The following is a 21284-nucleotide window of genomic DNA, read 5'->3' as shown; positions in this document are numbered from 1 at the left end:
GACCGGGCCGGCCCCTCCCCCACGTCACTTCAGGGCCGCGTACGGGGCCTCGACGATCCCGGTCACCGGGGCACCGTCGACCGTGGCGCGAGCCGACACGGTGACCGTGCCGGCGGGAACGGACGACTGCCGCGACGAGAACGACGCGCTCACGGCCTTGCCCGGCTGGACGCCCGTGACGGTCTTCGTGCCGTACGCGGAGGTGAACACCAGGTCGACCGCGACGTCGGCGGTGTTCTTCGCGGTCGCGACCACGTACGCCCTGCCCGCGATCATGCGCGTCGACGCCGATGCCTCGATCGCCAGAGCCGGCGCCTCGGCCGCCCACGCCTCGAACTCCCGGATCCCGGCTGAACCCTGACCCTCCTGGGCGCCCCAGGACTGCATGAGGGTGCGCAGCGCGGTCGTCTCGACGGGGGTGAACGACACCTCGTTCACCTCGTCCGCCGAGCGGCCGTACGCGTCGGCGGTGTCGACGTCCTTCCAGGCGCCGGCGGCGTCGCGGTACTGCAGCACCCACGACCGGGGCGGGATGAGTCCCGCGTCGGCCGTGTCGGCGGCATCCCGGGCGAACAGCACGCCCGCGCGGTCCAGGCGCACGGGGCGCTCCCAGGCGAGCTGCACCCACTGCTCCCCGACCCGGGGCCACGTGCCCCAGTTGGTCGCGGTCGAGCCGTCGTTGGCGTTGCCGACGGGCGCCCATCCCGAGGCCGACGACGCGGTCGCCGTCGCATAGCGCGCCACGTTGCCGGTCATCGGCGCATCGGGCGAGCGCGGGATGGTGGTCGCGGTCGGCGTCGAGACGTTGCCCGCCGCGTCCGTGGCGCGCACGTACACGACGTGCTGCTCGAGGTCGGGTGCAGCGACCGCGCCCGTGAGCGGCTTCCAGGTCGTGGGGGCATCGACCGCGTACTCGAGGCCCGAGAGCCCCGATCCGGCATCGGTCGCCGTCGCCGACACGGACCGCGCGGCCGCGTCGAGTCGCGCGGTCGCCTTCGGAGCCGTCGCGTCGATGCGGAACGCGGCCGTGGCGTCGGACGAGACGTTGCCGGCGGCATCCTTCGCCCGGGCGATGACGGTGTGCGAGCCGTCGGCCGACACCACCGTGTCGACTCGGCGCACATCCGCGGTCTCGGTCAGGGCGCCGCCGTCGATGCCGACCGAGATGCGCGAGCGCACGTCACGGTCGTCGGTGGCGGTGGCCCGCACGGTCACGGGCCCGACGTACCAGTCGCCGGCGCCCTTCGGTCCGCGCAGTTCGATGCCGATCTCCGGTGCGGCGGTGTCCGGGGAGTCGTCCGCGCCGACGACCGTCACGGTCGCCGAGACGCGTCCGGCGGCGTAGCCCTGCGCGGTGCCGGCCACCGTGAAGGTGCCGGCCTCGGCGTACGCCGCCGGGTCGACGGCATCCCACTTCACGGGCGCGGCCACGCGGTCGGCGCCGTAGACGAGCGCGACGGTGTCGGGCAGCACGGGAGCCTCGCCGACGAGCGTGCGGGTGCTCGCGGGGTCGTACCCGGCGGCGGCGACGGTGTCGACCGACCACTCCTCGACCGCGAGGGCCGAGTACTTCACGGGCGCGGCCGTGCCCGGGGCGGCGTTCATGACGGCCCGCAGGCGCGTCGTCGTCACCGGGGTGAAGGTGACCTCGTGCAGCTGGCGCGTGGTCGTCGGATACCCGCTGGGGTTCTGCACGTCGTTCCAGCGACCCTGGTCCCAGTACTGCAGCGACCAGGAGGCGGGGGCGGCGACGCCGTCGCCGGAACCGGGCTGGGCGTCGTTCCAGAACTGGATCGACGATCGATCGATGCGCACCGGCTCCGACCAGTCGTACTGGATCCACTGGCTCGCGGGGCGATCCGCGGAGTACGAACCCCACATGTCCGGCGGAAGGGGGTTGGGCCGCACGATCCCGTCGTTGAGCGCCGCGATCCAGTACTGCGTGGGGATGGGCTGGTTGGAGGCGGATGCCGTGGCCCACGGCGCCACGTTCGCCGACGGGGTCGCGTCGTCGTCACGGATCGGCGTGGTCACGACCGGCTTCATCCGCGCGGGTGTCACCGAGTCGTCCCACTCGACCTCGTCGACGGCGACCGAGCGGCGGAAGTGGTTCCCGCCGACCGCATCGGCGGTGTGGTACGCCATGTACCACTCGCCCTTGAATTCGGTGATGGCGGGGTGGCTCGTGGTCGAGGACACCGGCGCGAGCACGCGCCCCTGCGAGGTCCACGGCCCCATCGGGGTCGGCGCCGTCGAGTACGCGATGCACGCGTGGTAGACCGCGGGGGTGCACCAGCTGTCGGGACCCGCCGTGTTCGCCGCGTAGGCGAGGTAATAGGTGCCCTTGCGCGCGAAGAGCCAAGCGGCCTCGAAGAAGCCGTCGACGCCGCTGCGGATCTCGGTGGGCGTGCCGATGAGGGTCTTCATGTCGGATGCCAGCTCGACACCGAACAGCCGGCTGAAGCTGCCCCAGTACATCCACACGCGCCCGTCGTCGGCGACGTAGACGGTGGGATCGATGTTGTGGGCGTTGTTGCCCAGGATCTTCTGCGACACGATCGGGCCGCCCACGTAGTCGGTCCAGGGGCCCGAGGGGGTGTCGGACACGGCGATGCCGATGCCGAACGGGTCGGCCGAGCTGCTCCCGGCCTCGTGCACGGGCACGTACCAATAGAACCGTTCGTCGGCGCCCTGCACGACCTGCCCGGCGTAGGCGCGCCCGGGGGTCGCCCACGAGAACACCTGCTCCGGACGCATGAGCGCCGGGTGGTGCTCCCACTGACCGCCCTCGACGTCGGTGGTCGAGAACGACTGCCACTCGTTCATGATGAAGTCGTTCGTGGTGGGGCCCGCTTCGTCGCGGCCCGCGTAGACGTAGAGCGTGTCGTCGACGACGAGGGTGGCGGGGTCGGCGGAGTACACCGATCCGTCGCCGAGCAGGGGGTTGGCGAGGGCGGTCGCGGGGCTGACGGGTGCCAGCGCCAGGAGTCCGGCCACGAGGCCGACGGCGGCGGTGACCGCCAGGGGCCGGCGAGCGGTGAGTCTGGTCATGAGGTTCCTTCGCTTCGAAGATCCGAGGGGCGCGTTCCAGGGCGCGCGAGGGGAAGGAGGCCCGCACGGCGGGCGTCCTCGCGAGGAGAGCGGGACGGGGGAAGGCGCACCTCCCCCCGTTCCGCCTCTCCTACTTCAGTTCGGCGTACGACGCCTCGGACGTCTCCGTGACCTGTGCGCCGCCGACGGTGGCACTCTCGGTCACCGTGACCTTGCCCGCGGGGACGGACGCCTGCCGGGAGTTGAACGACGCGCTCACGGTCTTGCCCGGGTGCACGCCCTTGACGGTCTTGCTCCCGTAGGCGGAGGTGAAGACGAGATCGACGGCGACGTCGTCGTTGTTCTTCGCTGTCGCGATCACGTACGCCTTGCCCGCGATGGCACGGGTGGTCGCGCTCACCTCGACGTCCAGAGCGGGCTGGGCGACCTCGGGACGCTCGAACACCTGCCATTCCTTGATGCCGACGCTGCCCTTGCCCTGCTCGGTCCCGACCGGGTCGAGCGTGAGGCGGAGCTTCGTCGTGGACACCGGGTCGAAGGTCACCGTGTTGTACGTGTCCTTCGCGGTGCCGTAGGTCCCCGCGTTCTTCACCGGGACCCAGGCGCTGGTCGTGGCATCCCAGTACTGCGCCTCCCACTTCGCGGGGACGTCGATCCCGAGGCCCTGCGCGTCGATGTTCGACACGAAGTACACTCCCAGCTCGCCGATGCGCACCGGCTCGGTCCAGTCGTACTGCACCCACTGGTCGGTCACGGCCGGCCAGACGCCCCAGACGTTGGCGTTGTCGTTCGGGGTGACATCGCCCGAGGACGTCGGCTGGACGTCGTCGTTCAGGCCCGTCACCGTGTTCCATCCGGCGGTTCCGGATGCCGTGGGCGTGGCGAGCCGGGCGACGTTGCGCTTCTGCGTGCCGTCGGCCTTGGGCATGGTCCGCTCGATGACGGGCGAGACGTTGCCCGCCTTGTCGGTGGAGCGCACCTGGACCTTCGTCTCATCGAGTCCGATCAGTGCCGAACCCGAAAGCGGCGACCAGGTTCCGTCGGTGCCGACACGGTACTCGACCGAGGCGACTCCCGAACCGGCATCCGTCGACGTGGCCTTGACGGTGCGCGCGACCGCGTCGAGCGCGACCTCGACGCTCGGGCTCGTGGCGTCGATCCGCACGGTCTGCTCGGCCACCGTCGACACGTTGCCGGCGGCATCCGTCGCCCGCGCCTGCACGACGTGGGCGGCGTCACCCGTCACCGAGACGGTGCCGGTGTAGGCGGCCCACGCACCCTCGTCCACGCGCACCTCGATGCGCGGAGCGGCGTCCTGGTCGTCGCGCGCCGTCACATCGACGGCGACGGCCTGGGTGTACCAGCCGGAAGCGGGAGCTGCGGGCGACACCTGGAAGGCGACCGTGGGCGCCTTGGTGTCGGTTCCGCCGCCGCCGACGGTCACCGTGGCCGTGGCGTCCTTCGAACCCGTCAGATCGCTCTGCACGGTGCCCCCGACGGTGAACTGGCCCGCCGCAGCGTACGAGCTCGCGGCGACCGCGGCCCACGTGACGGGCAGATCCTGGCGCGAGCCGTCGTTGAACAGCACGCCCACGGTCTTGGGCAGCACCGGCGCCACACCGGGCTGGGTGCGCGTAGTCACGGCATCCACCTGGTTGATCTGGCCGGGAGCGGTCGCCCGCACCCAGACGGTGGCCTTGGCCGACACGGGCGATCCCGCGACGATGCCCGAGACCGGGAAGCTGCCCTCACCGGCGACCTGCGCGTCGGTGACCTCGGCCCAGGTGACGGGGAGGTCGGCGTGACTGCCGTCGGAGTAGGTGGCGTCCACCGTCGTCGGCAGCGTCGGCTTCGTGCCCACCGCGGTGCGCACGTCGATCGGCTCGATCGCCGTGGGCGCGTCGGCGAAGACCTTCAGCTCGCTGACGGCGACGGCGGCATAGGGACCGGTGCCCATGGCCTGCAGGACCACGCGCAGGCGCGTCGTGGTCACCGCGTCGAAGGTCACGGAGTTGGTCTCGTCGCGCTTCACCGTGTATCCGGAGGGATTGGCGACATCCACCCACGACGAGCCGTTCCAGTACTGCGCCTTCCACCCCTTCGGGACGTTGACGCCGTTGGTGGAGTTCACGTCGTCCTGGTCGCGCCAGAAGCCGATCTCGGCCCCCGCGACGCGCTGCGGAGTCGTCCACTCGTACTGCAACCAGCGGGTCGCCGGGTGGTTGCCCGACCAGGTGCCCCAGATGTCGCTCTGGCTTCCGCCCGAGAACGACACCTTGCCGTCGTTGACCGCCTTGACGTTGTTCCAGCCCGCGGTGTACTCCGCGGTCGGGGTCGCCAGTGGCGCGACATTGGTGCCGGAGGTGACCGGCTCGCCCTGCACGGTGACGTCGGCCTGCGAGGTCTTCTCCCCGTCGTCGGCCGTCAGGCGCAGCACGTACTCGCCCTTGTCCGAGAAGCGGGCCGTGGTCGAGGCCGCGGCGGCGTCGTCGAAGAGCACGGTCGCCCCTTCGGGCGCACTCACCACGCTCCACCGCGAAGACACGGTGCCGGAGGGCAGTCCGTCGTCCTTGACCGTCCCGACCAGCGCTGCCGCACCGCCCGCCGACGCCTGGCTGTTCTGCCACGCGGTCACCAGGGGTGCGGCATTGCCGGATGCCGGAGCGGCGATGCCCGTGCGGAACACCTGCAGTTCCTTCACACCGGTCTTGGCGCCGCTGGCGTGGGTCGCGGTCAGACGCACGGCGTCACCGGTCACCTCGGGGAACTGCACGTGGTTGTAGTTGGCGCGCGGGTAGGCGGGGGTTCGCGCCTGCTGCGGGATCACCGACCACTGACCGCCCCGGCGCACCTCGAGGGTGTACACGGAGGGCTCGGCGTAACCGGCGGCGGTCGCCGACGACGAGCTGTCGTAGAAGTAAGTGCGGATGTCGTCGAAGGTCTTCTCGCCGCCGAGCTCGACGGTGAGGGAGTCCTTCGCGTTGGGAGAGCCGGCGGTGCCCCAGAACGGCTCGTTGATCGTGGTGCCGTTGACGGCCCCCGCCGGCTCGCGACCCGCGGCCGAGAACGACGCGGTCGCGGAGGTGGCGAGATTGGCGCCACCGGTGCTGGCGGTGCGCACGTCGGCGCCCGCCTTGGCGAACAGGTCGACGACTCGGGCGTCGTCCGCGAAGCGGACGTCCTGCGGGGCCTTCACGGTGGATGCCGTGGCGGTGGTGACCTTCGCGTCGCCCTTCACGACCTCGACGGTGCCGGTGGCGGGGTCGTAGACGACGTGCGAGAGCTTGTCGACGGTGAAGGCGAGCGTGCCGTCGAGGAACACCGAGTAGCCCTCGGGCACGGCGTCGCCGTAGTGCCGCTCGCCTCCGGGGGCGTCCCACGTGACGGTCAGATCGCGGTCGCGGTAGCGGATGTTGTTCGCGGTGAAGTGGTCCCACCCGATGTCGATCGGGTCGAGCTCGATCTTGGCGTCGCTGCGGGTGCGCACGCCCATCGCGTCCTCGATCATGGTGAAGTTCGTCGCGCCGAGGATCGTGTGGTGGATCCACGAGCGGTAGTCGATCTTCTGCGGGTCCGCCGAGCCGTTGGCCCAGAACTCGTTCTGGTCGGGCAGGCGGTTGTCACCGCCGTTCTGGTAGTGCGACCAGGCGTTCCAGTACAGGAGCTTCTTGTACCACTCGGCGTCGATCGCGTCGGTGGGGTAGTCGCGCAGCACCTTGGACAGCATCCGGAACGTGACGGTGGAGTTGATGACCGAGAAGTTGTTGCTGCCCTGGCCGCCGGTGGCGTTGTACGCCGCCTGGTCGGCCTGGTTGGCCGTGTAGAAGGGGAAGATCGGGTACTGCTTGTCGTCCGCGAACAGGCGCAGCGCCTCGACGTAGTCGTCGTCGTAGTCCGCATCCCCCGGCTTGGGCACGAGACCGACCGAGAACGGGTAGTAGTTGTTGATCTCCTTCCACGGCACGTGCTCGCCGTTGTTCGCCATGGCGTGCTCGATGAGCTTGCGGTCGGGGTTCCACAGCACCTTCATGACCTGCGTCTTGATGTTCTGCGCGAAGGCGTCCATCTCGTCGGCCTTGGCGGTGTCACCGGCGGTGCGGTAGGCCTCGGCCGAGGCGAGGGCGTTCGAGTACAGGTACGCGTTCTCGGCGCGGTCCTGGTAGCCGCCCTTCCAGTGGAACGACACGGCATCCGCGTCGTTGCCCGTCATGGCGCCCCAGTTGTACTCGATGAGGCCGTTCTTGTTGAAGTCGTAGGCGTCGACCAGGCCCTTCACGTCGTCCTCGGCGTACTCGGCGAGGTTCTTCGCGATCGCGGTGGGACCGCCGTGCAGCTGGTACGAGCGCCAGGCCGCCTCGGAGATGTACTGGGTGTAGCTGTTCGACCAGTTGGCGGGGTCGCCCGGGTTGTCGACGAACTTGTAGCTCTTGCTCGTCTCTCCGGTCGAGACCCACGGTCCGTACGAGTAGATGGGGTCGCGGAAGTACTTCAGGTCGTCGATGAACATGCCCGTGGTGAGCACGATCGAGTTGTTGTACCCGAGCACGCCCTCCATGGCGACGGGGAACTGGTAGGTGTTGCCCGGGATGTCGGCGTCGAGGAAGTTGTACCGCATCAGCCACCAGCGGTAGAAGAGCGTCTTGTCGATGTTGTCTTCGGGGGTGTCGAGGTACGGCACGTTCTCGGCCCACCACCTGTTGTAGGCGGTGACGTGGGCCGTGTACGCCTCGCCCGCCGACTGACCGCGGGTGGTGTCGTACTCGGTGCGCGAGGCGGCGATCTCGTCGGTGACGAGGCCCAGCTGCACCTTCGCGGTCGCCGAGCCCCCGGCGGGGACGGCCAGGCTGCGGACGAGGGTCTCACCCGCGGGGGCGAACCCGTCGCCCGAGAAACGCGGCGAGAGCTTCGTGAGGTCGTTCAGCGCCTGCACGTGGCCGACGAGTTCGTCGCCGTCCGCGGTGACGGCGTACGGGGAGGATGCCACGAGCTCGACGTCGACGGCCCCGCCCGTCGAGCGCACCTCGAGGGTGGTCACCAGCACGTTCGCGTCGGTGATGAACTTGGTCTGCACGACCTCGATGCCGCCTCCGCGGTGGACGCTGCGCCAGTAGCTGGGCGTCTGCTTGCGCTGCGAGACGTCCTCGGTCAGGCCGACGTCGTTCCCGCCGACCCGTGCGGTGATCGTGTAGCCGGAACGCCCGTCGATGGACTCCCAGTACGCGAGCTGACCGCCGAATCCGAGGACTCCGGGGTTGTGCTCCTTCATGAACGCGGCGCGTCCGCGCGTGAACAACCACTGGTTGTTGTCGCCGAAGCTGCCCGCGTCGCCGGTGCGCGCGAGCATCTCGTCCATCCAGAAGTCGTTCGACGCGCTCGAGCCCGCGCCGGCGGCGACGTCGGCGTCGAAGATCCGCTGCAGCTGGTTGCCGGGCGTGTAGGTGACCCCGGTGTCGGGGACGGGGGTCGGGCTTCCCGAGAACGTCGGATAGCCGATGTCGGTGTTCGCGGCGTGTGCCGGTGCGACCACGAAGGTCGTCGCCAGCACCGTGGCGATCGCCGCGGTGGCGATCGCGGAACGCCCGACGCGACGGGGGGTCGTCGGATTGCAGTCCACTGTGTCTGTTCCTCTCGGCGCTGCTCGTCGATGAGCAGCGGGTGCGTGGGAGGCACGCTACCGAGGGCGGTAATTGTTTCGCAATGGTTTTCGGCGATTTCGAAACATCGTCGAAAAATGTGGGTGAATCCCGAAAATCACCGCCGCGCGATGGTGGACGCGCGAATGACGAGCTTGACCGGCATGGGGTGCGTCCCCGCGCCGACGTCGACACCGTCGATCGCGTCGAACACCCGCTGTGCCGCCTGCCGACCGAGCTGCTGGAGGTTGGCGTTGATGCTGGTCAGCGGGGGCCGGGCGTTCTCGGTGAGCAGTTCCCAATCGTCGTACCCGATCACGGCGAGGTCGCCGGGAACGTCGCGGCCGAAGTCACGAGCGGTGTCGAGCACACCGCGGGCGATCTGATCGGAACCGCAGAACACGGCATCCACCTCGGGATGCCGCTCCAGCAGCATCGCCGCGGCGTCGCGGCCCCAGTGCTCGTTCCAGGCGGCGAACATCGGCTCGCCGACGAAGTCGAGCCCCGCCGCGGCGAGCGCGGCACGGGCTCCGGCCAGGCGATCCTGGGCGGCGGCGTACGACGGGTCGCCCGAGATGTGGGCGATGCGGCGCCGCCCGCAGGCCAGCAGGTGCTCGATCGCCAGGCGCCCTCCCGAGTAGTTGTCGGGGGTGAGGGAGAGATCGCGGGGGTCGTCGGACGGCGAGTAGGCGTAGACGACCGGGACGGGCAGCTCCTGCCCGAGCGAGGGACGGGGGTCGGTCTGTCGGCCCACGACGATGATGCCGTCGACGCGGCGGCTGAGCAGCGCGCGCAGATGGTGCTGCTCGCGGATGGCGTCGCCCCGCGCGTCGCACAGGAAGACGTTGATCTGCCCGGCCCCGAACGCATCCTCCGCGCCCATGAGGATGGGGATCACGAATCGGCCGTCGAGGTCGTTGGTGAGCAGACCCACCGTGCCGGTGCGGCCGGCGAGCAGGCCGCGGGCCATGGCGTTGGGGGTGAAGGCGAGCTCGGCGGCCGCCTCCATGACGCGCTTGCGCGTTCCCGCCGCGACGTCGCCGCGACCGTTGAGCGCTTTCGACGCGGTGGCGATCGAGACGCCCGCGCGCCGGGCGACATCGCTCAGCGTGGCTGCGCGCACGGGATCGGTCGTCATCGGATTCCGTTTCATGTTCGTGACCTTCCGCCGTCTTGACGGATCGGCAAGACTCACGTTACCGTCCCGAAAGGGATTTCGGTCATTTCGATGGCCCACCCCGTCAGCGGTGTCGACCCCGAATGTCGCATCCGCTCAATGAAGAGCTAGAGGAGACTGCAATGACCCCATCCCGGCGCCGCTTCGCCCTTCGGGCCGCGACGGCCATCCTGGCCGCGAGCGCGCTCGTCGGCGGACTCGCCGCGTGCTCCGGCGGGTCGACCGCCACCGCACCGGCCGACATCCCCGCCGAGGGCACCGACGACGGTTCGACCCTGACCCTGTGGACGCGCGCGCCCCTCGAGAAGCAGGCCAAGCTGCTCGTCGACGCGTACAACGCCAGCCACCAGAACCAGGTGGAGCTGACCGTCGTCCCCAACGACGACTACGTCGCCAAGGTCGGCGCCGCAGCGGGCTCGGGCGGACTCCCCGACCTGTTCGCGGCCGACATCGTCTACGTCCCGAACTGGGTCGAGCAGGGACTGTTCCAAGACATCACCGCGCAGATCGACGGCCTGTCGTACAAGGACACCATCAACCAGGGCCACCTCGACGCCGGCACGCTCGACGGCAAGGAGCACGTCCTGCCCTTCGTGCTCGACCTCTCGGTCATGATGTGGAACAAGGACCTCGTCGCCGAGGCGGGACTGGACCCCGAGAAGGCTCCCGCGACCCTCGCCGACTTCGCCGAGACCGCCAAGGCGGTGCAGGCGCTGAACAAGCCCGGCGTCTCGGGCACCTCGACCGGGCTCAACTGCGGCGGATGCCTGCTCTTCACCTGGTTCCCCTCCATCTGGGCCTCCGGTGAAGACGTCCTGGGTGCCGACGGCACCGAGTCGCTGTTGGACAACGACGCCGCCCAGGAGGTCTACTCGACGTGGAAGGACCTCGACGCCGCGGGTGCGGTCGCTCCCGGCTCCGCCGACGAGACCGGCGCCACGTGGGTCGCCGGCTTCCAGGAGGGCAACGTCGGCATCATGCCGTTCCCCGCCACCCTGCTGTCGGGCCTGTCGTTCGACGCGGGCGTCTCCGGCATCCCGGGCGTCGACGGCGGTGAGTCGACCTTCGTCGGTGGCGACGGTGTCGGCATCTCGAAGGACTCGAAGCAGTCGGCGCAGGCCTGGAACTTCCTGTCGTGGCTCACGTCCGAGGACGCGCAGGTGGGCGTCCTCGCCAAGGACGGCAGCACGGTCGCACGCTCCGACCTCGCCGACAACGAGTACTCCGCGAAGGACCCCCGCCAGGTGGCCGTCAACGAGGTCGCCGGTAAGGGCAAGACCCCCGTGGCGCTCAACTTCCAGCAGGCGTTCAACGCTCCCGGCAGCCCGTGGCTGACGCTCGTGCGCAACGCGGTCCTCAACGGCACCGACACCGTCGACGCCGACAACGACGAGATCACCGCGGTCCTGTCCCAGTAATTCCCCCGCGGGGGTNCACCCCCGGAAGGAACACCGTGGCGCTCTCCACCTCACCCCGTCGATCGCGGTACGGCCGCACCGCCCTCGGCGGTCCCGTGCAGGGCTGGCTGTACGCCGCCCCGACGGCCCTGTTCGTCGTCGCCCTCTTCGTCATCCCCCTTCTGCTCGTGCTGCAGATGTCGGGGTCCGACTGGCCGCTGCTGCGCGGCAACAGCGGCCCCAACTTCCCCGAGAACTTCGTGGATGCCGTGAACCACCGCCTCTTCTGGGACTCGGTGCGGTTCACGCTGCTCTACACCGTCATCACGACCGTCCTGCTCATCGGCCTGGGCCTCGGCCTCGCGCTGCTGGTGCAGGAGTCGACCGCCTGGAAGGGGTTCCTGCGCACGGCCTTCCTGCTGCCGAGCGCCCTGGGCCTGGCCTCGGCATCCCTGCTCTTCTACGTGCTCTACTCTCCCATCGCCGGTCCCTTCGCGGGGCTCATGGAGTCGTGGGGGATCACGTTCCTCGGCTCCCCCGAGGGGGCGCTGTGGTCGACGGTGTTCCTGATCGTCTGGCGCTTCGCCGGGTTCTACATGCTCCTGCTGCTGGTCGGGCTGCAGGGGATCCCGGAAGACATCTACGAGGCGGCCCGCATCGACGGCGGATCGCGGTGGCAGATCTTCCGCGACATCACGGTGCCGCTTCTGCGCCCCACCTTCGCGCTCACCACGGTGATGTGCGTGACGGGGTCGCTGCTGGCGTTCGACCAGTTCTACATCCTGACCAAGGGCGGCCCCGACAACAGCACCATGACCGTGGTGCAGCTGATCTACAACATCGCCTTCCAGGGGCAGAACAGCCTCGGCATCGCCGCCGCGCTGTCGGTCATCATCCTGCTCGCCCTCGTCATCATCAACGCCGTGCAGCTGCGCGCGTTCCGTCGTCCCGAGGAGGCCTGACATGGCCACGACCGACATCCGACCGCCCGCAGCCGTCACCGGCAGCACCCGCGCGATCGTCGCCCCCGGCTACCGGGGTCGTCCCCGGCCCCGCGGCGCTCTCCTGTGGGGGCTGCCGAGCAAGGTCTTCACGGGCGCCGTGGCCATCATCTTCCTCTACCCGCTGGTGTGGACCGGTGTCGCCTCGGTCAGCCCGCAGGCCGGGACGAACCAGGCCGAGGGGTGGGGCTTCGGAAACTACGAGAAGCTCGCCAACTTCCAATCCGGCATCTGGGTCTACCTCGGCAACTCGCTCTTCGTCTCGATCACCACGGTCGTGCTGACCCTGCTGATCTCGTTCCTGGGCGGCTACGCGTTCGCCCGCTTCTCGTTCCCCGGTAAGAACCTGCTGTTCCTGTCGGTGCTGGCGATCCTCATGGTGCCCTACGCCACCCTGCTCATCCCGCTGTACGTCATCCTGAACGCCGTCGGACTGCAGAACTCCCTGCTGGGCGTCGCCCTCGTCCTGACCATGTTCCAGCTGCCCTTCTCGATGTTCATGATGCGCATCTCTTTCGAATCCGTCCCGCGCGAACTCGACGAGGCCGCCCTCGTCGACGGCTGCACGAGCTTCAGCGCGCTCTGGCGCGTGCTCCTGCCCGCCGTGAAACCCGGACTCATCACCGTGGGCCTGTTCGCCTTCCTCACCGCCTGGAACGACTTCATCGCCCCGCTGATCCTCATCAACGACCAGTCGCGCATCACCCTGCCGCTGGCCGTGGCGAACCTCCGCGGCCAGACGATGGGCGTCATCGACTACGGCGTGACCGAAGCCGGTGTCGTCGTGCTCGCGCTGCCGTGCATCGTCCTGTTCCTGATCCTCCAACGTCACTACGTGCGCGGCTTCATGTCGGGCGCCTTCAAGGGATGACCATGTCGACCACACTCCCCACCCGTCCCCTCGACTCCGCCCCGGCCCGCACCGTCGTCGCCCCCGTCATCCCGACCCGCTCCCGGCTCCGGCCGCTCGGACTCGGCGAGGTCCGCATCACCGGCGGCTTCTGGGGCTCTCGTCAGAGCGTGAATGCCGCTCACACGCTCTCTCACATCCTCGGTCGCCTCGAGTCCGAGGGCTGGCTGCCCAACTTCGACCGCGCGGCCGCGGGCACGCTTCCCGCCGGTCGTCGCGGACGCGAGTTCAGCGACTCCGAGGTGTACAAGTACCTCGAGGCCGCAGCCTGGGAACTCGGCCGCCGTGACGACGTCGAGCTCGAGCGCACCTTCCGCGCCGTCGTCGCGCGCGTCGCCGCGGCGCAGGAATCCGACGGCTACCTCAACACCGAGTTCGGCCGACCCGGTCAGCAGCCCCGCTGGTCGGATCTGGAGTGGGGCCACGAGCTGTACTGCCTCGGGCACCTCTTCCAGGCCGCCGTGGCGCGAGAGCGCACGCGCCCGGGCGCCGACGACGGCCTGCTGACGGTCGCCCGCCGCGCGGCCGACCTCGTCTGCCAGGTCTTCGGCGCCGACGGGATCGCCGCCTTCTGCGGACACCCCGAGATCGAGGCGGCGCTGGCCGAGCTCGCCCGGGTGACGGGCGAGGAACGCTACGCCGCCCAGGCGACGCTCTTCGTCGACCGCCGCGGACACGAGACCCTCGCCGACATCGAGTGGGGGCGGCGGTACTTCCAGGACGACGTCCCCGTGCGCGATGCCGCCGCCCTCAGCGGTCACGCGGTGCGGGCGAACTACCTGGCCGCCGGCGCCGTCGACGTCGCGGTCGAAACGCACGACGACGAGCTGATGGAGTCGCTGCGGGCGCAGTGGGCGCGCACGCGCGGGCGCCGCACCTACATCACGGGGGGCCAGGGATCGCATCACCAGGACGAAGCGTTCGGCGACGACTGGGAGCTGCCCTCCGACCGGGCCTATTCCGAGACGTGCGCCGGCATCGCCTCGGTGATGTTCTCGTGGCGCCTGCTGCTCGCGGACGGCGAGGCCGCCTACGGCGACCTCATCGAGCGCACCCTCTTCAACGTGGTCGCGACCTCTCCGTCCGCCGACGGCACCAGCTTCTTCTACGCCAATACCCTGCACCAGCGCGTGCCGGGGACGGTTCCCGATCCCGACGCCACCTCGCCCCGGGCGTCGTCGTCGCTTCGCGCACCGTGGTTCGAGGTCTCGTGCTGCCCCCCCAACGTGGCGAGGACGCTGGCCAGCCTCGACGCCTATGTCGCGACGGCCGACGCGGGCGGCATCCAGATCCACCAGTACGCGCCCGCCGAGATCCGCACGACCCTCGACGACGGCCGCGAGGTGGCGCTCGACGTCGCCACGCGCTACCCGAGCGACGGTGTGATCCGCGTCACCGTCAACGAGGCGGCGGACGAAGCGTGGACCCTGTCGCTGCGCATCCCGGAGTGGGCCGAAGGCGCGTCGCTGCGCGTGTGGAGCGGCGACACCGTCACCGAGCTCGCCGCCGTCTCACCGGGCTGGGCCGAGATCAGTCGGCCGTTCCGGGCCGGCGACGTCGTGGAGCTCGAGCTGCCGATGGCGCCGCGCGTCGTGGTCCCGGATCCCCGCATCGATGCGGTGCGCGGTTGCGTGGCGGTCGAGCGGGGCCCCGAGGTTCTGGCCCTGGAGTCCGTCGACCTGTCGGACGGGGGCGACGTGGGAGAGGTGGTTCTGGATGCCACGACCCCCCTCGCCGAGAGAGAGGGGCGGGTCTGGGCGACGTTCTCGGGCCGCCCGGCCGCGACACCGCAGTGGCCCTACGGCGAGGAATCCGCCAAGGCGTCCGCCCCGATCCAGTCGGTCGCTCTCGTGCCGTACCACGACTGGGGCAACCGCGGCCCGTCGACCATGCGGGTGTGGCTGCCGACCGTGTGAATCACGCGCTGAGCCGCCGTCGCCCCCGGGCGACGGCGGCTTTCCGCATTGCGGGGGTGCAGCGCGGTGGGTTCTGGGCACGTCCGGAAGCGACGGCCGCACAGCGCATCGCGGTCGCACGGCGCGTCCCAGCCGTACCGCGCGCCCAAGCCGTACCGCGCGTCGCGGTCGCACGGCGCGTCGCGGTCGCGCGGCGTGTCGCGTGCTGCGAGCGCTCGGCGCGGCGCCCTCGCCGAAGAAGCCGCCTCAGCGCATGGGCAGGAGCCGCGTCGGCGACGGCGACGGCGTGCGGTGACGCACCCGCCCCGGAACGCCGGTGCGCGTGTCGAGCGGCAGAGAGACGATCTCGTGCGCGAGCTGTCCGGCGACGAGCAGCGTGTCGTCGACGACGATGTGATGGCGGGGCCAGTGCGTCCCGGTCTCGGCCAGCGCCGTGAGCTGGAGCTCCTCGCCGGCACCGCGCACCGACAGCACCCCGACGGTGTCGCTGCCGCGCACCCCGGCGTAGAGCGTGGCGTTGTCGCGGCTCGCGCACAACTCGGCGGCGGTGTCGGTGTCGAGGGTGCCGAGCAGTGGCTCTCCGGAACGCACGTGCCACCGTCCGGCGCGGTCGGCGGCGAGCGCGAAGACCTCGCAGCTGAGCTCGGTGACGACGTAGAGGTGCCCCGAGGGATGCCAGAGACCGTGGCGCGGACCGCTCCCCTTCGGCAGCGCGACCTCTTGCACGAGCCGTAGGCCGCTCGGTGTCGATCGCCAGAACCGCACGAGATCCAAGCCCATATCGGTGGTCGCCACGAGACCGCCCGGCAGGAAGATCGCCTGGTGCGCCCGTGAGACGCGATCGCCGGCCGCCGCCTCCGCCGATTCGGCGTCGGTTTCGGGGGTGTCGTCGTAGGCGGGGATCAGGTGGGAGAACTCCTCGCCCGCCGCCGCGCGAAGAGCTCGAGCGGCGGCCGCGAGGTCGGGCACGACCGCCCCCGACACCCGCGCCCCGGTCGAGACCGCGCCCTCGGCCGGTTCTCCCGACCCGTACGGATCGGCGGCTTCGTCGGCGATGAGCGGGCGGGAGGGTCGACCCTCCGCGTCCAGGTCGATGCGCACCACCCGGCCGTCGCCCCAGCAGCTCGCGACGAGGAACGACGCGTCGGGCGCGACGGCGACGTGGCACACGGCCGCTCCCGCGTCGACGGGGCGACCGAGGGGCATCAGGCGCGCCTCGCCCGAGCGGCGGTAGGCCTGCACGGTGCCGTCGAACTCGAGCGCGGCGTAGACGATGTCAGATGCTGTCGGGTGGGCGGCCACCCACGACGCGGACCCCGGCGCGGNGCGACCATGCCGAGGGGGCCGCCGGCGGCGGGCGAGTCGACCTCACCCGCCTGCAGGATGCCGATGCCCTCCGCCGACCCGGAGTCCGGGGCGTAGGCGCCGACCCAGAACCGCATCAGTCGATGAGGTCGTGCCGCACGATGACCTGGTCGCGCGCGGGGCCGACGCCGATGACCGAGATGCGCGTGCCACTCATCTGCTCGAGGGCGAGCACGTACTCCTGCGCGGTCTGCGGGAGGTCCTCGAACGTGCGCGCCGACGAGATGTCTTCGCTCCACCCCGGGTAGTTCTCGTAGATCGGCTTCGCGTGGTGGAAGTCGGTCTGGTTCACCGGCAGGTCGTCGTACCGCTCGCCGTCGACGTCGTAGGCGACGCACACGGGGATCTGCTCGAGACCGCCGAGGATGTCGAGCTTCGTGAGCACCAGGTCGGTGATGCCGTTGATGCGCGTGGCGTAGCGCGTGATGGGGGCGTCGTACCAGCCGACGCGACGCGGGCGACCGGTGGTGGTGCCGAACTCGAAGCCGCGCGAGCGCAGCCAGTCGCCGCTCTCGTCGAACAGCTCGGTGGGGAAGGGCCCCGAGCCGACGCGGGTCGTGTAGGCCTTGACGATCCCCACGATGCGGTCGAGACGGTTGGGGCCGACTCCGGAACCGGTCGAGGCGCCCCCGGCCGTGGCCGACGACGACGTCACGAACGGGTAGGTGCCGTGGTCGACGTCGAGCATGGTGGCCTGGCCGCCCTCGAAGACGACGACGTCGCCGGCCTCGAGAGCGTCGTTGAGCAGCAGCGACGTGTCGGCGACCATCGGGCGCACGCGCTCGGCGTAGGCGAGCAGGTCGTCGACGATCTCGTCGGCGGTGATCGACCGGCGGTTGAAGATCTTCACCAGGAGGTGGTTCTTCTGGTCGAGGGCGCCCTCGACCTTCTGCCGCAGGATGTTCTCGTCGAAGAGGTCTTGCACGCGGATGCCGACGCGGTTGATCTTGTCGGCGTAGGCGGGGCCGATGCCGCGACCGGTGGTGCCGATCATGCGCTTGCCGAGGAAGCGCTCGGTGACCTTGTCGAGGGTGCGGTGGTACTGCGTGATGATGTGCGCGTTGGCGCTGATCTTCAGCCGGCTGGTGTCGAGGCCGCGGGCGTTGAGCGCCTCGAGCTCATTGAAGAGCACCTCGAGGTCGACGACGACGCCGTTTCCGATCACGGGCGTCACGCCCGGAGACAGGATGCCGCTGGGCAGCAGGTGCAGGGCGTACTTCTCGTCGCCGATGACGACGGTGTGCCCGGCGTTGTTGCCGCCGTTGAACTTCACCACCCAGTCGGTGCGCTCACCGAGCAGATCGGTGGCCTTGCCCTTGCCCTCGTCGCCCCACTGGACGCCGACGATCACGATTCCGGGCATGAGTGCTCCTCGCATGTTGTCCGGCGGTACACCCCATCCTACCGAGCGGGTCCGACACGACCCTCCGCAACCCTCCCCGCGGGAGCCTCGGCTCACTACCCTGGCGCTATGCAGCGATCAGAGACCTGGGCCACGGGCTGGAGCATCGCGCGCATCGCCGCGGCGACGATGATCGCGGTCGCCGTCATCGCGCAGTTCGCGTCGTCGGTCGCGGGAGCCGTCGACGCCGGCCGAGACGTCGCCACGGTCGTCGCCAACTTCTTCAGCTTCTTCACGATCCTCTCGAACGTCTCGGCCGCCGTCGTCCTGCTGATCGTGGGGCTGCGGTTCTTCGTGCGCGGACGTCCTCTCGGCCCTGAGCCCGTCGCCCTGGCCACCGCGCTCGCCTGGGTCTCCACGTACATGCTCGTCACCGGGGTCGTCTACAACCTGCTCCTTCGCGGCATCCCTCTGCAGCCCGAGACGGTGCCCTGGTCGAACGAGATCCTCCACGTGTGGGGCCCGCTCTTCCTGCTGCTCGACCTCTTCCTCGGGCCGTGCCGACGGCGCCTGGGGTGGCGCGCAGCCCTGGGAGCCGCGATCTTCCCCGTGGCGTGGATCGTCTACACGCTGCTGCGCGCGCCGTTGATCACGAACCCCACCACCGGGGCGCCGTACTGGTACCCCTACCCGTTCCTCGATCCGAACACCGACGGGTGGGGCAGCGTGGTCGTGTACGTCATCGTGATCGCCGTGGTCATCGTGGGCTTCGCCGTCGGCGCCGTGGCGGTCGGCCGGTGGCGCGGCATCCGTTCGTCCTGACGCGGTTCTCGCAGGCGCGCCTCGTCCTCGCACGAACAGCGTCCGAATCTGCGAGTTCGACGCATCTCTCCGAGCGGCGGACCACTGCCACGCACCCGGCGCTCTACCCTGGAGCGCGTGCGTACGCGACTGATGTCCGCGGCCCTGGCCGCCTCCGCCCTCCTCCTGCTCGCCGGATGCGCCAGCGGCACCACGACGGAGCCGGCTCCCGCGGCGAGCGCGAGCGCGCCGAGCGAGGGCGCCGTCTCGGGCGAGTGCGCCTATCCCGCCTCGGGTCAACCCGCCGTCGACGTCACTCCCCCGGCGGAGGGCACCGACCAGCCGACCGGTGAGGTGCAGGCGGTGCTGCAGACCTCGGCCGGCGACATCCCGCTGACTCTGGACGGCGAGCGCACGCCCTGCACGGTCGAGAGCTTCGTCTCGCTCGCGCAGCAGCAGTACTTCTCGAACACCGAATGCCACCGGCTCACCACGTCGGGCATCTTCGTGCTGCAGTGCGGAGACCCCACCGGCACGGGGCGCGGGGGCCCCGGCTACCGCTTCACCGACGAACTCGACGGCACCGAGACCTACCCCGCAGGGACCGTGGCGATGGCCAACGCCGGCCCGGGCACCAATGGCTCGCAGTTCTTCCTCGTCTACGAGGACACGGAGCTGGCACCGAACTACACGGTCTTCGGCACGATGTCGCCCGAGGGACTGGCGGTCGTGCAGTCCATCGCGGCGGCGGGCACCGCGGGCGGTGCACCCGACGGCGCACCCGCGAACCCCGTCACCATCACGGGCGTCACCGTCGGCTGACCCCTTCTCCCCAGGCGGGTCGCCGGCGCGGGCGGGATCGCCGCGTCGGCCGCCGCACCGTGCCGCAATAGAATCGACGGCATGTCCAAGGTCCTTCAGTCCCTTCCCGTCGGCGAGCGCGTCGGCATCGCCTTCTCGGGTGGTCTCGACACCTCGGTGGCCGTCGCGTGGATGCGCGACAAGGGCGCCATCCCCTGCACGTACACCGGCGATCTCGGGCAGTACGACGAAGACGACATCGACTCCATCCCGGGCCGCGCCACGCAGTACGGCGCCGAGGTCTCGCGCCTGGTCGACTGCAAGACGGCCCTCGTCGAAGAGGGTTTCGTCGCCCTCGCGTGCGGCGCGTTCCACATCCGCTCCGGCGGTCGCACCTACTTCAACACCACCCCCCTCGGCCGTGCCGTGACCGGCACGCTGCTCGTGCGCGCCATGAAAGAAGACGGCGTCGACATCTGGGGCGACGGCTCCACCTACAAGGGCAACGACATCGAGCGGTTCTACCGCTACGGCCTGCTCGCCAACCCCGCGCTGCGCATCTACAAGCCGTGGCTCGACGCCGACTTCGTCACCGAGCTCGGCGGGCGCAAAGAGATGAGCGAGTGGCTCGTCGCGCACGACTTCCCCTACCGCGACAGCGTCGAGAAGGCCTACTCGACGGATGCCAACATCTGGGGCGCCACGCACGAGGCGAAGACCCTCGAGCACCTCGACGTCTCGCTCGAGATCGTCGAGCCCATCATGGGCGTGCGCTTCTGGGACCCCGAGGTCGAGATCGAGACCGAGGACGTCACCGTCGAGTTCGAGGCCGGGCGCCCCGTGGCGATCAACGGCACGCGCTTCGCCGACCCGGTCGAGCTCGTCCGCGAGGCGAACACGATCGGCGGTCGCCACGGCCTCGGCATGAGCGACCAGATCGAGAATCGCATCATCGAGGCGAAGTCGCGCGGCATCTACGAGGCGCCCGGCATGGCGCTGCTGTTCCTGACCTACGAGCGCCTGGTCAACAGCATCCTGAACGAGGACACCCTCGCGACCTACCACGAGCAGGGTCGCCGGCTCGGTCGACTCATGTACGAGGGCCGCTGGCTCGAGCCGCAGTCGCTGATGCTGCGCGAGTCGATCCAGAAGTGGGTCGGGTCGACCATCACCGGCTCGGTCACGGTGCGCCTGCGCCGCGGCGAGGACTACACGATCCTCGACACGGTGGCATCCGGCATGTCGTACTCGCCCGAGAAGCTGTCGATGGAGCGCGTCGGCGACGCCGCGTTCGGCCCGGTCGACCGCATCGGCCAGCTCACCATGCGCAACCTCGACATCGCCGACTCGCGCGCGCGTCTCGAGCAGTACGCCGCGCTGGGCCTGCTGGGCGGCCCGACCGGCGAGCTCGTCGGCGACGTCGCCGCGGGCGGGGCGCGCGACATCATCGAGTCGGCCGCTCCCCTCGACGCCGCCGGTGAGCGCCTCGCCGACGCCACCGACGCCGCGGGCGAGGGCGCGGCGTTCGACGCCGGCACCGACTGACACGAGAGCACTCCCGTCGCGACGCCGTCCGCCAGGTGCGGGCGGCGTCGCGTTCTTCGTTCGCGCGAGCGCGAGGTATGGCCGGGATGCCGCCGTTGAGCGGCCGCCGGATCCTGAGGCGGCGTCGCGCGTGCGCGTGCGCGTACGCCGGGTGGCCGGGACGCCCACCACCGAGCGTCCGCGACCGCATCCTCGATCCGTGACGGGCGACGGGGGTGTCCGCAAGCGGACATGACCGCTTCGGGGCCTTGCCGCGTGGCATCGGGTTCCGCGATCCTGAGCTGCCGGACCGCCCACGTGCCGGCATCCACAGGTCGAGGCGTGAGCCCGCATTCCGCGCGGACG

General features: G+C 70.4%; 12 protein-coding genes. 7 read left to right on the top strand and 5 right to left on the bottom strand.

Annotation, left to right across the window (positions count from 1 at the left end):
- Positions 1-24: 24 nt before the first annotated feature.
- The 3 genes from ACTJJP_RS12015 to ACTJJP_RS12005 all read right to left on the bottom strand — a co-directional run bounded on the left by ACTJJP_RS12015 (position 25) and on the right by ACTJJP_RS12005 (position 9822).
- A complete protein-coding gene (locus ACTJJP_RS12015; RefSeq protein WP_440775238.1) occupies positions 25-3051 on the bottom strand; it encodes a family 43 glycosylhydrolase in 3027 nt (1008 codons plus the stop codon).
- Positions 3052-3181: 130 nt separating this feature from the next.
- Complete coding sequence (locus tag ACTJJP_RS12010) at positions 3182-8665, bottom strand: Ig-like domain-containing protein (protein WP_440775237.1); 5484 nt, start codon at positions 8663-8665, stop codon at positions 3182-3184.
- 137 nt (positions 8666-8802) lie between these two features.
- Positions 8803-9822 carry a LacI family DNA-binding transcriptional regulator gene (locus ACTJJP_RS12005; RefSeq protein WP_440775236.1) on the bottom strand — a complete coding sequence of 340 codons (1020 nt, stop codon included), beginning with the start codon at positions 9820-9822 and terminating at the stop codon, positions 8803-8805.
- A 161-nt stretch (positions 9823-9983) separates the two neighbouring features.
- On the opposite strand from ACTJJP_RS12005, the gene ACTJJP_RS12000 reads away from it, so the two are divergent.
- From ACTJJP_RS12000 to ACTJJP_RS11985, 4 genes are all read left to right on the top strand, one after another.
- A complete protein-coding gene (locus tag ACTJJP_RS12000; protein WP_440775235.1) occupies positions 9984-11279 on the top strand; it encodes an ABC transporter substrate-binding protein in 1296 nt (431 codons plus the stop codon).
- Between the two features lie 35 nt (positions 11280-11314).
- Entirely contained in the window at positions 11315-12220 is a 906-nt protein-coding gene (locus tag ACTJJP_RS11995; protein WP_440775234.1) for a carbohydrate ABC transporter permease, read from the top strand.
- Between the two features lies 1 nt (position 12221).
- Positions 12222-13130, top strand: coding sequence for a carbohydrate ABC transporter permease (locus ACTJJP_RS11990; RefSeq protein ID WP_440775233.1), 909 nt, complete (start codon positions 12222-12224; stop codon positions 13128-13130).
- 2 nt (positions 13131-13132) lie between these two features.
- Entirely contained in the window at positions 13133-15085 is a 1953-nt protein-coding gene (locus ACTJJP_RS11985; RefSeq protein WP_440775232.1) for a glycoside hydrolase family 127 protein, read from the top strand.
- A gap of 246 nt (positions 15086-15331) precedes the next feature.
- On the opposite strand, the gene ACTJJP_RS11980 is transcribed toward ACTJJP_RS11985, so the two are convergent.
- Both ACTJJP_RS11980 and ACTJJP_RS11975 read right to left on the bottom strand, forming a co-directional pair.
- A complete protein-coding gene (locus tag ACTJJP_RS11980; RefSeq protein ID WP_440775231.1) occupies positions 15332-16387 on the bottom strand; it encodes a lactonase family protein in 1056 nt (351 codons plus the stop codon).
- A 139-nt stretch (positions 16388-16526) separates the two neighbouring features.
- A complete protein-coding gene (locus tag ACTJJP_RS11975; RefSeq protein ID WP_440775230.1) occupies positions 16527-17813 on the bottom strand; it encodes an adenylosuccinate synthase in 1287 nt (428 codons plus the stop codon).
- 108 nt (positions 17814-17921) lie between these two features.
- On the opposite strand from ACTJJP_RS11975, the gene ACTJJP_RS11970 reads away from it, so the two are divergent.
- The 3 genes from ACTJJP_RS11970 to argG all read left to right on the top strand — a co-directional run bounded on the left by ACTJJP_RS11970 (position 17922) and on the right by argG (position 20939).
- Positions 17922-18614, top strand: coding sequence for a Pr6Pr family membrane protein (locus ACTJJP_RS11970; protein WP_440775229.1), 693 nt, complete (start codon positions 17922-17924; stop codon positions 18612-18614).
- Between the two features lie 117 nt (positions 18615-18731).
- Positions 18732-19415 carry a peptidylprolyl isomerase gene (locus tag ACTJJP_RS11965; RefSeq protein WP_440775228.1) on the top strand — a complete coding sequence of 228 codons (684 nt, stop codon included), beginning with the start codon at positions 18732-18734 and terminating at the stop codon, positions 19413-19415.
- Positions 19416-19496: 81 nt separating this feature from the next.
- Entirely contained in the window at positions 19497-20939 is a 1443-nt protein-coding gene (gene argG, locus ACTJJP_RS11960) for an argininosuccinate synthase (RefSeq protein WP_440775227.1), read from the top strand.
- Positions 20940-21284: the final 345 nt, after the last annotated feature.

Source organism: Microbacterium sp. 22296 (assembly GCF_052045385.1).
Classification (GTDB): domain Bacteria; phylum Actinomycetota; class Actinomycetes; order Actinomycetales; family Microbacteriaceae; genus Microbacterium.
The sequence above is the reverse complement of the archived record's forward strand: the minus strand, read 5'-3'. Positions and strand labels throughout refer to the sequence as shown.